The organism is Streptomyces rimosus subsp. rimosus (assembly GCF_000720725.1).
GTDB classification, from domain to species: domain Bacteria; phylum Actinomycetota; class Actinomycetes; order Streptomycetales; family Streptomycetaceae; genus Streptomyces; species Streptomyces rimosus_A.
The window spans coordinates 40134-54449 of record NZ_JOCQ01000055.1 but is presented as its reverse complement, the minus strand read 5'-3'; the positions used below and the strand labels follow the sequence as shown (position 1 = coordinate 54449).

10 protein-coding genes are annotated in these 14316 nt (G+C 71.6%); 8 read left to right on the top strand and 2 right to left on the bottom strand.

What is annotated here, in order from left to right:
• Together IH45_RS0126115 and IH45_RS0126110 are read right to left on the bottom strand one after the other, a co-directional pair.
• Positions 1 to 1083, bottom strand: a 1083-nt coding sequence (locus tag IH45_RS0126115) for an ATP-binding protein (RefSeq protein WP_394298711.1), incomplete at its 3' end; no start/stop codon positions are given.
• Positions 1084 to 1788: 705 nt separating this feature from the next.
• A complete protein-coding gene (locus IH45_RS0126110; RefSeq protein WP_030673253.1) occupies positions 1789 to 3198 on the bottom strand; it encodes a cytochrome P450 in 1410 nt (469 codons plus the stop codon).
• 356 nt (positions 3199 to 3554) lie between these two features.
• Between IH45_RS0126110 and IH45_RS0126105 the strand changes: the two genes are divergently transcribed.
• The 8 genes from IH45_RS0126105 (at position 3555) to IH45_RS0126070 (ending at position 14121) form a co-directional block, all read left to right on the top strand.
• The gene (locus tag IH45_RS0126105; RefSeq protein ID WP_078897785.1) at positions 3555 to 6320 is read left to right on the top strand and encodes a phosphoenolpyruvate synthase; all 2766 of its coding nucleotides are present in this window, start codon (positions 3555 to 3557) and stop codon (positions 6318 to 6320) included.
• Between the two features lie 162 nt (positions 6321 to 6482).
• Positions 6483 to 8135 carry a hypothetical protein gene (locus tag IH45_RS0126100; protein WP_030673247.1) on the top strand — a complete coding sequence of 551 codons (1653 nt, stop codon included), beginning with the start codon at positions 6483 to 6485 and terminating at the stop codon, positions 8133 to 8135.
• Positions 8136 to 8210: 75 nt separating this feature from the next.
• The gene (locus IH45_RS0126095) at positions 8211 to 9293 is read left to right on the top strand and encodes an SDR family oxidoreductase (RefSeq protein ID WP_030673244.1); all 1083 of its coding nucleotides are present in this window, start codon (positions 8211 to 8213) and stop codon (positions 9291 to 9293) included.
• A complete protein-coding gene (locus IH45_RS0126090; RefSeq protein WP_030673241.1) occupies positions 9290 to 10285 on the top strand; it encodes a nucleoside-diphosphate kinase in 996 nt (331 codons plus the stop codon). The genes IH45_RS0126095 and IH45_RS0126090 overlap by 4 nt, the downstream gene beginning before the upstream one ends.
• Positions 10286 to 10299: 14 nt before the next feature.
• Positions 10300 to 11286, top strand: coding sequence for a ScbA/BarX family gamma-butyrolactone biosynthesis protein (locus IH45_RS0126085; RefSeq protein WP_030673238.1), 987 nt, complete (start codon positions 10300 to 10302; stop codon positions 11284 to 11286).
• Positions 11283 to 11921, top strand: coding sequence for a nitroreductase family protein (locus IH45_RS0126080; RefSeq protein ID WP_030673235.1), 639 nt, complete (start codon positions 11283 to 11285; stop codon positions 11919 to 11921). The genes IH45_RS0126085 and IH45_RS0126080 overlap by 4 nt, the downstream gene beginning before the upstream one ends.
• A complete protein-coding gene (locus IH45_RS01000000144120; RefSeq protein ID WP_050515197.1) occupies positions 11918 to 12826 on the top strand; it encodes a UbiA family prenyltransferase in 909 nt (302 codons plus the stop codon). The genes IH45_RS0126080 and IH45_RS01000000144120 overlap by 4 nt, the downstream gene beginning before the upstream one ends.
• A gap of 5 nt (positions 12827 to 12831) precedes the next feature.
• A complete protein-coding gene (locus IH45_RS0126070; protein WP_032918390.1) occupies positions 12832 to 14121 on the top strand; it encodes an amidohydrolase family protein in 1290 nt (429 codons plus the stop codon).
• Positions 14122 to 14316 lie beyond the last annotated feature (195 nt).

The window sequence follows — 14316 nt, the reverse complement described above, 5'->3', positions numbered from 1 at the left end:
GTCCCGGGCGTAACGGTTGATCAGACCCGTCAGCGCCGCGCGGAAGCCCTCCTCGTGCGTACCGCCCTCATGCGTGTGGATCGTGTTGGCGAAGGAGTAAACCCCCTCGCTGAACTGGCTGTTCCACTGCATCGCCACCTCGGCGGACAGCATCTGCGCACTGTCCTCGGCCTGGATGGAGATGATCGAGGGATGGACGGGCTCGCTCTTGCGGGCGTTGAGGTGGCGGACGTAGTCGACGATGCCGCCCTGGTAGCAGTACGTCACCGAGCGGGCCTGCCCGGTGTCCGCCGCGCCCGCGGTGTCCTGGTCGGCGCCGGCCACCGCCCGCGCGGACGCACGCTCGTCGGTCAGCGTCAGGGTCAGTCCCGCGTTGAGGAAGGCCATCTCCTGGAAGCGGCGGGCGAGGGTTTCGAAGGAGTACTCAGTGGTCTCGAAGATGCCGCCGTCGGCCCAGAACGTCAGTGAGGTACCGGTGCCGGTGACGGCTTCGTGGCGGGCCAGCGGCGCGACGGGCACGCCGCTCTTGTACTCCTGGCTCCAGCGGTGGCCGTCGGTCCGTATCTCCACCGACAGGCGGGTGGACAGGGCGTTGACGACGGACAGGCCCACGCCGTGCAGGCCACCGGAGACCGCGTAACCGCCGCCGCCGAACTTGCCGCCCGCGTGCAGCACCGTCAGCACGACCTCCACGGCCGGCTTCTGCTGTACGGGGTGGAGGCCCACCGGGATGCCGCGGCCGTTGTCGGTGACGCGCACGCCGCCGTCCGCGAGGATCGTCACGTCGATCCGGTCCGCGACCCCGGCCAGCGCCTCGTCCACGGAGTTGTCGACGATCTCCTGCACGAGGTGGTGCAGGCCGCGCTCGCCGGTCGAGCCGATGTACATGCCCGGCCGCTTGCGGACCGCGTCCAGGCCCTCAAGGACGGTGATCGCACTGGCGTCGTAGGCGGCTGCCGCGCCGTCGGCACCGTTGCCCGAAAGGGCAGCATCCGGCGGCGGTGCCGCCAGGCCGTCGGTGCCGGCCGACGGGGCCGGGGAGCCGGTCGACGTGGTGGGGGAGGAGATGCCGGAATCGGTCACAGAGCGCTCTTTTCTGGCACGACAAGCCGCGCTCCCGCCGGGAGCGGGAGCGGACTGTCATCGGATGGCTGCCGGCCGTGGGCAGGCCGACAAAGGCCCGCAAAACGGGCCGTCGTCTCAAGGTTCACTATAGAGCCGAGAACGTCGTCCAGGTTACCTGGTGTCGGATCGGAACGCAGCGATACAGGCCGCGCAATGGCCCCTGGGGGGCCACGCGAGGCCTTCAGTCGATCCCCCCTGCGCCGGGGAGCTCACAAGCTCTCAGAACGGCGTATGCGGCTTCGCATCCGGCGGCGGTGGAATTCCTGGAAAAAGACTCCTCGGCGCGGCCCGCAGTGGCCCTCTGGTGACCTTCGGCGGGGCCGGGAAGCGGTGAACGCCCGTTCCCGGTATCGACGGGCAGGTCTGGCCGTTTCAGGCCGTCCAGTGCCCGGGCAGCGCCTTCCGGGCTCCTCGGTATACGCCCTGACCTGCACGGAGAGCGCTACGCTTCGGCGGGGCGCGAGCCTGCCCGGTGGCGGGGAAGCGAGCGGGCTGGGCGGATGTGCCGAGGGCGAGGGGCGCCGGTGATCTGCGATACGGGGCGCGGCTGTGATGGACGGCGCGTCGATTCAAAGGATCGCGCGGCCGAAAGGCCGCGCGATCGACTGCACGTTCTGGGCTGTCAGCTTCCCGGCAGCAGGGTCCCGTGGGCCCTGCGCTCCGTCACTTCCCGTCTCCCGACGTCGACGGTGCCGGATGTACGGGGCACTTCGGCTCCTCGACCGGCGTCCGCCGCTTCAGCGGCTGTTCGCGGGCCACCGCGACGGCGTGCTTGCCGGGGACGAGAGTGGCGTGCCACATGCGCTGGGCCTCCGGCGCGGGGTCGGCGGGGCTCAGCCGTACGTGCCGGAGCACCTCGCGGGTGATGATCTTCATCTCCATCGTGGCGAGCTGCGCGCCGACGCAGTAACGGCGGCCGCCGCCGAACGGCAGGAACGACTTCTGCGCCGGTTTGGCGTCGTCGCCGAGGAAGCGTTCCGGCCGGAACTCCCCGGCGTCCGGGTACACCGCACGGTCCTGGAGGATCAGCGAGAACATCGGGATGGCCACCCAGCCGGCCGGAACCCCGTACTCGCCGAGCCGCAGCGGCTTGTCCAGCAGACGCCCCATGCCGAAGATCACCGGACGGGACCGCAGCGCCTCCTTGACGACCGCGTCGAGGTAGGTGTCGTCCTCGTCCCGCTCCACCTCCTCCTGGAGGCGCGCCAGTACCTCCGGGGTGCGCATCAGCCGCTCGAAGGTCCACGACAGACCGGTCGCCGTGGTCTCCAGGCCGGCCTCCAGGAGAGTGAGCAGTTCGTCGCGGATCTCCTGGTCGCCGAGCGGACGGCCCTGGTCGTCCCGGGCGCGCAGCAACCGCCCCAGGACGTCGTCGGCGTCCTCGTTCTCCTCGGCCCTGCGCCGGGCGATCTCCGCGAACAGGATGCGGTCCACCGTCTTGACGGCCTGCGCGGCGCGGGTCGTCGGCAGGAACGGCAGGCGCATCGCCAGCGGAGACTCCTGTGCCCAGGCGCGCAGGCGGGCGGGCGTCAGGAACAGGGCCGCGGAGCCGGTGGCCTTGGACAGCTCGATGAGGCCGGCCCGTAACCGGGCTCCCTGTTCGGCGTCCCGGACCCCGAAGACCAGTCGCAGGATGACCTCCAGCGTGATGGTCTGCATGTGCTCGCGCAGTGCGAACGGCCTGCCGAGCGGCCACGTCCTGATGTCCCGTGCGGCGATCTCGGCGATCAGCTCGGGATAGCCCGCGATGGACCGGCCGTGCAGGGTGGGGCTGAGCAGCTTGCGGTGGCGCCACCATTCCTCGCCGTCGTTGGTGAGCAGCGAGTGCCGGCCGACCCACGGCACGTACCCCGCGCGCAGCGCTCCGGCGCGGTTGCCGTCGCCGTCGGTGCGGTAGATCTCGGCGGCCAGCTCCGCGGTCGCGACCACGACCTGCGGCGGAAAGCCGAGCAGTTTCATGCGGAACACCGGACCGTACCGCCGGCGCAGGGTCTCGAAGTAGCGGACCGGATCGCGCATGTGGAGGGTCTGCAGGAAGGCAGGCTGTCGCGATCCGGGAGGAAGGGGAAGCATCTTTTTCTCCATTCTCCAGCGTCTGTCGAGTTTTGGACCTGTGGTGGGAGTCCTGCGGGGCGGTTCTCCGGGGATTTGCCGGCGGTCGGGGAGGACAATGGGCCGGAAGCGGGAGGGGTGGAGGCTGGCAGGGATACTAGATGTGGACCGGCCGGCTGCCGTCGCGCGGTTTACCGGTCGTTAGGGAAATCCTTAGTTGCGCAGGGAGCCCGGCGGAGACCGTCAGGGAGCGCTGCTACGCTCTGCGGAATTCACCGAATTGCCGCCAGAGGTTGCATGCCCGCTCGGGCGAGCGGCACTTTCACGCCACACGGACCGTGTTTCAGGCCATAGCGTCCCGGAGAGCTTGGGGTTTCATGCGAGCCATCATCGCCGAAAGTCCGCCGGATGAGGTCGCGCGCACAGCGGGCGGTAAAGGGAAGAATCTATTTGCCCTTTCGGGCAAGGGCATCGATGTACCGCGATGGGCGGTGGTGGGTCTCGATGTGTTCCAGGAGTTCATCGCCGCGCTCGATGAGCCGGGGCGGATGGAGGCGCTGCTCGGCGAGGTCACCCCGGATTCCGTGGGACGCGTTTCCGGGCAGCTGGCCGGCCTCATCGAGTCGGCGGAGCTGCCCGAAAGGGCAACGTCGGTCATCGAGGACGCCTACACCCGGGTGGGGGGCGGCCGGGTCGCGGTCCGCTCCTCCGGCGCCGAGGAGGACGGCGCCCGGCTGTCCTTCGCCGGGCAGTTCGCCACCTCCCTGAACGTCACCGGGCTCGACGAGGTCAAGGCACACGTCAAGAAGTGCTGGGCGTCGGCCTTCTCCGAGCGGTCGCTCGTCTACCGGCTGCGCCACGGGCTGCCGTTGCGCGGCGCGGGCCTCGCCGTCGTCGTACAGGAAATGGTGGCTGCCGAGCGCAGCGGCGTGCTGTTCACCGCCGACCCGGTTGCCGGCGACCGGAGCCGGTACGTGGTCAGTTCGGTCTACGGGCTGGGCGAGGGCCTGGTCTCGGGGGCCGTCGACGCCGACACCGTGACGCTCGACGCCGCCACGGGCGCGGTGGCCGAAACCGTGCTGGGCGACAAGCGGGAGCGCTACCACGCGGCCGAGGCGGGGTCCGGGTGCCGGATCAGCGAAGTGCCGCGGGCCGAGCGGGAGAAGTTGTCGCTGACCCCGAAGGAACTGGCGCAGCTGCACGAAGCCGGGATGCGCATCCACGCGCTCTTCGGTACCCCGCAGGACATCGAGTGGGCGTTCGCGGACGATGTCCTGTGGATTCTCCAGGCCCGTCCCATCACCGCGTTACCCGACCACACCGTACCGCTGGACGGTACCCGGGAGCCCGGCGAGGGCGAACTCCGGATCTGGGACAACGCCAACATCGTGGAAAGCTTCTCCGGCATCGTCTCGCCGTTGACCTTCAGTTTCGCGGCCCATGTGTACGGCAAGGTCTACGAGAACTATGCTCGGGCCCTTCGCGTCCCCCGGGCCGGACTGCGCGAGGTCGAGGAGTGGGCCCCGCAGATGCTCGGCTATTTCCACGGCCGGGTGTACTACAACTTGCTCAACTGGTACCGGATGGTGCGCATCGCGCCGCTGTACAAACTCAACAGGAAAGTCCTGGAAATCGCCATCGGCGTCGAGGAGGCACTCGACGACGAAACGGCGGAGATGATCTATCCGTACACTTTCCCGCCGTCTCTGCGGGGCCGGTCGGCCCGGGCCGGAACGACCGCGGCGTTCGTCCACCGGTTCCTCACCATGAACCGCTCGGTCGAGCGTTTCATGGCGTACTTCTACGCGGCGTACCGGGAATTCGACAACGTCGACTACGACGCGATGGACGGTCAGGACGTCTACCGGCGTTTCCGTGTTCTGGAGAAGGACCTGCTGGAGAAGTGGGGTCCGATGCAGACCCTGGACGCGGCGATCCTGTGGTCCATCGGCGGGCTCGCCCTGCTGAACCGGCGCTGGCTGCCCGACGCCCCCGAGTGGCTCACCTGGAGCGCCGCCAGCCCGGGCCCGCGCGTGGAGTCCATCGAACCCGCCCGCGCGCTGGCGCGCCTCGCGGCCACCGTCCGTGCGGACCCCGGGCTGGACCGCCTCATCCGGGAGACCCCGGCCGAGGACGCCTACGAGGCACTGCGCGCGAACGGCCACACCGGGTTCCTCGCGGCGGTGGACGAGTACGTCGCCGCGTACGGCTACCGCAGCCTCGACGAACTCAAGCTCGAAGTCCCCGACCTGCGGGAAGACCCCTCGACGTTGTTCGCCCTGGTACGCACCGCACTGTCCGAGGTCGACACCGATCCCGCCCGGAAAGCCGACGCCTATCTCGACGCCCACCTGCGCGGGCCGCGTCGGCTGGTGTACGACGTCGTCCGCCGCAAGGCACAGAGCTCCCTGTACAACCGGGAGCGGTTGCGGTTCTGCCGTACCCGCGCGTTCGGTTCGGCGAAACGGATGCTGCGGGCCATGGGCCGCGACCTCGCCCGGTCGCGGGCGATCGAGCACTGGAACGACGTCTTCTTCCTGCGCCTCGAAGAGCTGCGCGGCGTCTACGAGGGCACGACCGGGACCACCGGCCTGCGCAGCCTCGTCGAGCTGCGCAAGCGGCAGCAGGCCGAGGACAGGCAACTGTCCGCGCCGTCCCGCTTCGTCACGCGCGGGGCGCCCTACCGGCAGGACAACCTGGATCAGGCCGGCTTCACGACGGGCCCGGCAGCACGTACGGGCGTCCAGGAGCTGCGCGGGACACCCTGCTGCCCCGGCGTGGTGGAGGCCCCCGCCGTGGTCACGGACACGCCCGTGGACGTGAACGGCGGTGTGCTGGTGACCTACCGCACCGATCCGGGCTGGGTTGCCGCACTGCCGTCCGCCTCGGCCCTCGTCATCGAGCGCGGCAGCCCGCTGACGCATGTGGCGATCGTCGCCCGCGAACTCGGCATCCCGACAGTCGTCCAGGTCAAGGGCCTGATGGCGGAGCTGGAGACCGGCATGCGGCTGAGGGTGGACGGAGGGACGGGGACGGTACGGATCCTGGCCGACGCTGCCGACGCTGCCGACGCTGTCAGCGGAACGGACGCGACGGGCGGCCCGGCCGGACCCACGGCCGCGAAGGACGTGGCGAGTGAGTAGCGCGCCGGCCGTCCGGTTGCCGGAGCCGGCGCGAGCCGGCCGGCGCACCCCGGCGGTCCGCAGACGTCCGAACCACCGCCCCATGCGGAAACAACTGCGAGCAGGCCGCCCGGAGAACACGACGGTTCCCCGGCCGGCCGGCGCCACGACCGGGAGGCCCGTGTGATCCTCAGCGAGGAATATCTGCAGAACCTGTTGGACAAGACACTTCCGCAGATCCGTTCCACGGACGGCTGCGCCGTGGTGCTGGAAGGATCGATCGCCGAGGGCTTCGGCAACTCCTCGTCCGACATCGACTTCCTCCTGATCGCCGACAACGACGCCGAGCTGCCGACCATGCCGTCCCTGCTGTTCGTGGACGGGCGGCGGGTCGAGGTCAGAACCCGTTCCGTACGGCAGATCGCGGAGCAGTTCGCCGCGGTCACGACGGCCGCCGCCGACCGCCCGGGCGCGCTCGCGGAGGACCTGCTGAACCGCTGTCAGCGGCTGCTGCGCAGCTTCCCGCTGCGCGAGCCGGAGCTGGTGGCGAAGGTCAAGGAGCTGATGTCCTCCGACGACTTCCGGACCACCGTACGCGAGTGGTGGGCGCACGCCGCACGCCAGTCGATCCGGTACGCGCTCGCCCTGCGGCAGCTCGGCCAGGAGCAGGAGGCCGCGGCCTGGACCGAAGCCGGGCTGTTGCAGGCCGTGAAGTCCTGGGCGGCGGACCGGGGAGAGACCTATCTGGAGCCGAAGTGGCTGCCCGAGCAGCTGCGCCGGATCGGTGATCATCCGTCGGCCGCCCGCTACCTGACGCTCGCTTCGCCGTCCGCCTCAGGCCTCGGCGCCGACGCGTACGTCACCGAGGGCGTCCGGCTCGCGGCGGACCTGGGCGTCACGGGCGCCGCCCCCGGAGCCGGTCGGATCACCGTGGCCGGGGCCGGCGTCACGACCTGGCAGACCGGTGAGCGTGTGCACGTCGTACGCGGCCGGCAGGACGTGTTCGTCCTCGGGGACCGGGCGGCACTGGCCTGGCGCTCCCTGGTCTTCGGCCGGACCCTGGAACAGACGCTGGCCGCGGCGGACGCGGCCGGTGCGCCGCAGGCGGGCCCGCTGATCGCCCGGTTCCTGCGGTTCGGACTGGTGCGGGTGGCGTGGCGGGGCGACGGTCCGATCGTTCCCGGCCTGCCGCTGGCCGCCCCCTCGGGCGACGTCACACCACCGCCGAGCACCGCCCGGCCCATCGTCGGCGTGGGCGGCGCCACGGCCGGCGGCGCCGAGGCGATCGACCTCGTACCGGTGCCCGCCCGCCGGTTCAGCGCCGCCGCGATGACGCTGGTGTGGTCCAACGTGCTGGTGGAGAACGCCCGCGAGGACCTGGTCGGCGCTCTCGGCCGCGGGCAGTGGAGCGTCGCCCGGCTCAGCGCCCTGAGGATGCTGCGGTTCGCCCTGCGAGGGGTGCTCAGCTCCTACGCCGTCAACCCGCTGCCGCCGGACTCCGAGGTCGTCCGCCGGCTGTCGCTCCTGCCGGCCGGGGCGGACCTCGACGACATCCGGGCGCAAGCCGAACACCTCGAAACCCTCACGATCGCCTCCGGCCCCCAAGGGGAAGCCGCACTGGCAGCGCTGGACGGCTTCGTGGCCCTGGTCCGCGGTGCCACGGGCGCGGACCGCTTCCCGTCCTCCTTCGACTCCTCGGACGGATGGCGGCAGACCTTGGAGGCCGGTTACGACTGGCTGCGCCTGGGCGCGCACCTGAACGCGGACCTGCCCATCGACGAGGCGGGCGATCTGCTGTCCAGCGGAGGGGCGCAGCCCCACGCCGCCTCGGCCTGACGGAGGAACAGTGACATCACGCATGAATCCGCCCCGCACCAGCGGGGCCTGGGCACGGCGACAGGAGGCGGCCCGATGACACAGCGGCTCAAGGTTCTGGTGACCGGTGCGTCCGGGCTGGTCGGCGCGGAGGTCACCGCGCGGCTGGCGGCGGCCGGGCACGAGGTGACCGCAGTGGTCCACCACCGGCGGACGCTGGTGCGCAACGACGGCACCCCCCTGGACCCCGCCACCGTCAGGTGCCTGCCCGCCGATGTGACCCGGCCCCGGCTCGGCCTGTCCGAGGCCGGATACGCGGAACTGGCCGACGGCGGGATCGACCGCATCGTGCACTGCGCCGCGATCACCGACTTCGGCCGTCCCGAGGAGGACTACCGGACCGTCAACGTCGACGGCACCGCACACGCCGTCGAACTGGCCCGCGCCGCCGGTGCCGGCCTGGTGCACGTGGGCACCGCGTACGTATGCGGTGAACGCGACGGACTGATCCGCGAGACGGAGCTGGACCAGGGCCAGCGGCTCGCCAACGGCTACGAGGCCAGCAAGCTGCGGGCCGAGACGCTGGTGCACAAGGCGCGGGCCGACGGCGTGCGCGCCGCGGTGGTGCGCCCCAGCATCGTCGTCGGTGACGAGCACACCGGCGTGGTGCGCGACTACAAGAACATCTACGTCGTTCTCAAGCTGACCACCGAGGGCAGGGTCCGCTCCATCCCCGGCCTGTACGAGGCGCGTCTGGACCTGGTGCCGGTCGACTACGTGGCGGACGTCATCACCCGGGTCACCGAGCGGTTCGACGAGGCGGAGGGCCGTACCTTCCATGCGGCGGGCGCACCGCTGACGCTGAGGGACTTCTCCGACGTGATGGCCGAGTACCCCTCGTTCCACGTACCGCGGTTCGTCCCCCCGACGAGCTTCGACACCGAGCGCCTGCCCGCGCGGGAACGCCGCTACTACGAGCGGATCGTCTCGCTGTACGAGAGCTACTTCCGGCGCCGGATGACGTTCGACGCCTCCCACACCGCGGCGCTGGGCGTCCGCGGAGCGCCCGGAGACGGTCCCGGCTTCCTGCGCAAGCTGATCGACCACTGTCTGGAATCGGGCTACCTGGGCGCTCCGCCGGCCGAAGCCGCCCACCACTCGGACGGAGCCGGCCGATGACCTGCGACACCGCGGACCCGCGCCCCTTCGGCGACAGCCTTTCCCCCGCCCTCAGCTGCGATTCCCGCAAGCGCGCCCTGTTCGCCTCGGACACCTACTTCCTGGAGAGCCACGAACAGCTCGGCGCCCTCACCGCCGACCCGGACGGCTTCCTCCACCGCCATGCCGCGCTGCTGCTCAAACCCGACGCGGTGGTCAGCAGGCAGATACCGGTGACGGTCGACTGGCTGGCCCGGAACGGGCTGCGGATCGTGGCCGCGGAACGCACCCGCCTCACCCGTACGGCCGTACGGTCGCTGTGGTACTACCAGTGGAACCTGGCCACCCCGCAACGGCGCCGTCTCGCCGACATGTTCATGGACTCCTGCGACGCGGTGGTGCTCGTCGTACGCCCGGAGGCGGACGAGCCGGGCGCCGTGCCCGCGTCGGTGGTCATGACCGAGCGCAAAGGCCCGACCGACCCCCTGGCCCGGGTACCCGGCCAGCTCCGGTACGAGATCGGCCGCTACAGCTACCTGCTCAACCTCGTGCACACCCCGGACGAACCCGCCGATGTGGCGCGGGAGTTGGGCATCCACTTCGACACGGCCCTGCGGGAGCGGGTCTACGCCGACGCCCTGGCGGGCGACGACCGGTCGGCACGGGCGCGCGAACTGGCCGAGCAACTGCACGCGGAGGTACCGCGGCGGGACCTCACCTTCGAGCCGGCGGCGGAACGGCTCAAGGAAGCCGTGGCGGAAGCGGAGGAATCGCCGCTTCCCGGCGCGGCCCGGGACGAGCTGCGCGCGGCCCGGCAGGCCGCCCGGTCACCCGAGGGGTACCGGCGGCTGCTGGAGGCCGTCTGGCGGGCCGGGCTTCCGCTCGACCCGTGGGACGTGGTGATCGTCGGCACCCATGTCCTGCCGATGAAGCGCAAGGGTCTGGCTCCCGTACTCGACGGGGTCGGCGTGCCCGACTGGCAGCGCCACACGGCGCGGCTCGCGGCCAGGTGACACGGAGGAGATTCATGGACACGGTGGAATTCAGCCGTACGGTGCCCCGGGAGCTCGTCCACCGGTCGAGCATCACGGAGGTGCTGGTCACCGGCACCCTCGCCCGGGACGAGGACACCCTCGACGTCGGGGTCCAGATACCCCGCTCGCACGCCTTCTACCGGGACTCGGCGGGGTGCGGGCACCTCTACGATCCGATGGTGCTGGTGGAAGCGGCCCGGCAGACGCTCATCATGCTGGGGCACGACCTGTTCGGCATGCCCTTCGGCACGAAGTTCATCCTGCGCGAGATCGCCCTGCACGAGACGGACCCGGCCGCGCTCGCGGTGAGCGTCGTACCCACCGAAGTGGTGCTGCGCTGCCACATCCTGCGCCGCTTCCGTGACCGCACGGGCAGCGTACGGGGAGCACGGCTGCGCTACAGCGCGCTGATCGGCGACCACGTCGCGGCGACACTGGAATGCAGCATGTCCTGGGTGCCGCCCGAGCAGTGGCAGGCGATGCGCGAAGAGGGGCGGGCGGCTCTGGGGCTGCCGCCGTACCCGGTGATCGAGGCCCCCGAACCGCCGCCGCGGATCAGGGCGGACCTGGTCGACCGCCGGGACGCCGCCAATGTGGTGCTCTCCGCGTTACGGGTGCCGCCGGGCGCCGCCGGGACGGGAAGCGCGCGGCTCGTCGTCGACACCCGCCACCCCGTGCTGTTCGACCACTACGTCGACCACGTCCCCGGCATGCTCACCCTGGAGGCGTTCCGGCAGCTGAGTATCGCCACCGCGGCCGCCACCGGCGCGCTGCCGTCGGCAGCGGCCCTGCTCACCCGGGTCAGCGCCCGCTTCACCGCCATCGGAGAACTGGACCTGCCGGTCACCTGCGAGAGCGTCCTCGTACAGGGCGACGGGACGAGCGCCGTCCTCCGCAGCACCATGCGGCAGGAGGGGCGCGTCGTCGCCGCGGGCGACGTGCGCCTGAGCCGGCCCGGCACGGGGACAGGAGCGCAATGAGCACCGTCCCCGTCACCCTCGACATCGACGGGCTGCTGTCCCGTACCCCCACCGTGCGCCGCAGACTCGACCTCTCCAGGCCGGTCGCCCGGCCGCTGCTCGCCCAGTGCCTCCGGCTCGCCCTGCACGCGCCCAACGGCGGCAACCGGCAGAACTGGTGGTTCGTGGTGATCGACGATCCGGATACGAAGGCGGGGATCGCGCGGTACTACAAGGCCGCTTCCGACGCCTACCTCGCCGCCACGCCCCCCGGGGCGATGAGCGGGCGGGCCGTGGCCGGAGTGCGTCACCTCGCCGACCACCTGCACCGGGTGCCCGCCCTCGTACTGGCCGGGACCCGCGGGCGACTGCACCACGACGCGCCGCTCGCCCGGCAGTCGAGCTTCTTCGGCTCCGTCTATCCGGCGCTGTGGAGCTTCATGCTCGCCGCCCGCAGCCGTGGCCTGGGCACCGCGCTGACCACGGTGCACCTCGCCCACGAACGCGAGGTGGCGGAGCTGGTCGGCATCCCGGCCGACGAGGTGACCCAGGTCGCCCTGGTGGCCGTCGGACACACGAGGGGGGAAACCGGCTTCCGCACCACCCCGCGGCAGCCGCTCGACGAGGTCGTGTCCTGGAACAGGTGGCAGCAGTGAATCGCGCCCCGACCGCCGTGCAGGTGCCCGCACGGCTGGGACGCTTCGTACTCCGGATGTTCCGCCCGCAGATCTACGTCACCTACGGCGTGCTGTGGACCGTGACCCTGGAAGGCACCGCCGGCCAGATCACGGAGACCGCCGCACCGTGGACACCCTCGTGGGCGACCGCGGTCCGGGCGGCGAGCGTGGTACTGGCCCTGCTGTTCGCCCGGATGGCCGACGAGCAGAAGGACCTGGACTACGACCGGCGGCACCACCCCGACCGGCCGCTGGTGACCGGCGCCATCACGGTCGCGGAACTGCGCGGCGCCATGCTGCTGATCACCGTCCTCGTCGTCGCGCTCAACGCGCTGGTCTCGGCGCCGTCCGTGCTGCTGATCCTGCTCGGCCTGGCGTACACGCTGTTCCTGGTCGCGCTCGAACGCCGGTTCCCGCGCCTCGGCGAGAACCTGGTGGCCGGTCTCCTGGTCAGCTATCCGGTACAGCTGCTCCTGTCGGTCTACCTGTACGTCTCCCTGCTGACCGGCGGCGGGACCGGCGCCGACCGGCGGGCCGTACCGCTGCTGGCCATGTTCGCCTGCGCCTTCCTCCAGTTCGAGTTCGCGCGGAAGACCGAGTGGCGGCAGGACCCGCAGGCGCGGCTGTACTCGCAGGTGTTCGGCCCGCGCGGCAGCGCCGCGATCAGCCTGGCGCTCGCCGTCGGCGCCGTGGTGCTGGGGCTGGCGCTGCTGGGCCGGGCGGGCCTGCTGCCGGCGGCCGCCCTGGTCTTCCCCGCGCTCGGCGCGTGGCGCTTCCTCCTGCGCAAGCGCCCGTCGGGACTGATGCTCCCGGCGATGGGCTTCGTGCTCTTCTTCAACCTGCTGTGCTTCTACGGATCCACGGCGTTCGCGAGCGGACGGTGAGACGGATGCAGCCGGTGGTCATCGACAGGGTACGGATCTTCGACGGGCAGTCGGTGGTGGGCACCGGCTCGGTGGAGTGCGCCGACGGCGTCATCACGCGCGTCGACACCGGCTCCGCGCCGAGCCCGTCGCCGTCGGCTTTGGCTTCGGCGTCGGCCGAGGTGATCGACGGGGCGGGCCGGACGCTGCTGCCCGGGCTGATCGACGCGCATACGCACGTATTCGGCGCCGAGAGCAACCTCGAACTGGCGCTGGCCTTCGGCGTGACGACCGAACTGGACATGTTCATGGGCCCGCCCGAGGCCACCAGGGCCTTGTGCGCACTGGCCGGCGAGCGCCACGACCTTGCCGACCTGCGCAGCTCGGGGCTGCTGGCGAGCGCGCCGGGCGGACATCCCGGTGTCACCATGCCGTCGCTGCCGACCGTCGCCGGGCCCGGGCAGGCGGACGCCTTCGTGGCCGCCAGACAGGCGGAGGGCGCGCACTTCATCAAGATCATGGTGGATGACGGCGCCAACCACGGAATGTCCCTGCCCGCTCTGGAACCGGCGACCGTGACGGCGCTCGCCGACGCCGCACGCCGCCGGGGCCTGCTCAGCGTGGCCCATGTGTCCGCCGTGTGGTCCGCACGGCTCGCCCTGGACAGCGGCGTGGACGTACTGACGCACCTTCCGCTGGAAGCGGCCCTGGACGACGCCTTCGTCGGCCGGGCCGCTGAGCGCGGACGCGCCGTCATCCCCACCCTGGCGATGCTGGAGGTGTCCGCACCCCGGCCCTCCACCGCAACCGGCGTCGCCCGGTCCCTGGCCGACGATCCACGGATCGCCGGTCTCCTCCCGGACCACGCCCGCGCCGCGATCGCGGAAGGCCACGAAGGCCTGTGCGTGGAACACCCCCTCCCCGCACACGATCTGCGCCACGCCCTGTCGAGCGTGGCCCGCCTGCACCGGGCGGGCGTGCCGGTGCTGGCCGGAACCGACGCCAACCACCGGCCGGGGCGCGCCTGCCCGGTCGTCCACGGCGTCGGCCTGCATGCCGAACTGGCCCTGCTCGTCGAGGCCGGCCTGACTCCGGCGCAGGCGCTCACCGCGGCCACCTCGGCACCGGCCGCGTACTTCGGCCTGAGCGACCGCGGGGTGATCGCGCCGGGGCGGCGCGCGGACCTCTTGCTCGTCACGGGCGACCCCACCACGGACATCACCGCCACCCGGTCGATCGAGGCGATCTGGCGTGGCGGCGTGCGCTTCGACCGCGAGGCGTACCGCGAGCGCGTCGCGTCGCATACGGCGGCGTGAGCGAGGGCCGTACGCAGCACGTGCGCGAACGGCGAGAGCGACCACCACCGCGAACGGCGAGAGCGACCACCACCGCGAACGGCGAGAGCGACCACCACCGCGAACGGCGAGAGCGACCACCACGCGGAGCACGGGCACCGACGACGAGGCGTCCACCACGTGCAGCACAGGCACGAGCGGCATGAGCGACACCCA